Annotated in this window: 1 protein-coding gene; it reads left to right on the top strand. The window is 64.1% G+C overall.

Annotation, left to right across the window (positions count from 1 at the left end):
• Positions 1 to 45 precede the first annotated feature (45 nt).
• Positions 46 to 791: autotransporter-associated beta strand repeat-containing protein (locus tag NWI01_RS18635; RefSeq protein WP_244613909.1), on the top strand; the 746-nt coding region annotated here is incomplete at its 3' end.

Raw genomic sequence — 791 nt, 5'->3', positions numbered from 1 at the left:
CAGTTCAAGACCGATGGCTATCACCTCACGGGTGGCGCCTTGGCGATGACGGGCGATTCACACGGAAACGCGGCGGCAAGTTTCGTCAACGTCGATGGCGGCGTCACCGCGGCGATCTCCGCACCGCTCAGCGGAGCCGGCATCGGACTCGACAAACTCGGCGGCGGCACGCTGATCCTGGCGGGCAACCATGCTTATACCGGTGCAACGACGGTGAAGAGCGGCACGCTTCTGGTGAACGGCTCGATTGCATCCTCGTCGCTTACCACCGTCGAGACGGGCACGACGCTTGGCGGCGATGGAACGGTGGGCAACACACTGATCAACGGCGGCACGCTGGCTCCCGGCAACAATGGGATCGGGACGCTGACCGTGCAGGGCAACCTCGCGCTGACGGCGGCATCGCGCTACATGGTTGATGTCTCCCCGGCGAACAGCGATTTCACCCGTGTCACCGGCACGGCGACCCTTGGCGGCGCGACGGTTCAGGCGCAGTTCGCTCCCGGCAGTTATGTCGAGAGGCGCTACACCATTCTCACCGCCGATGGCGGTGTCAACGGCACCTTTGCCGGGCCGATCGCCACCAATCTGCCGACGAATTTCAAGACGGCGCTGGCCTATGACGGCAGCAATGCGTGGCTCGATCTGGCGCTATCGTTCCGGCAGGATGGCCTCAGCATCAACCAGCGGAACGTCGCCAACACGCTGGCTGACTTCTTCAACAACAATGGCGGAATTCCGCTGGCGTTCGGCGCGTTGTCGCCGCAGGGGCTGTCGCAGGTTTCCGGAGA

It is taken from the genome of Nitrobacter winogradskyi (assembly GCF_006539545.1).
GTDB lineage: Bacteria > Pseudomonadota > Alphaproteobacteria > Rhizobiales > Xanthobacteraceae > Nitrobacter > Nitrobacter winogradskyi_A.
Note: the sequence above shows the minus strand (reverse complement) of the source record. Positions and strands in the feature narration are given on the sequence as shown.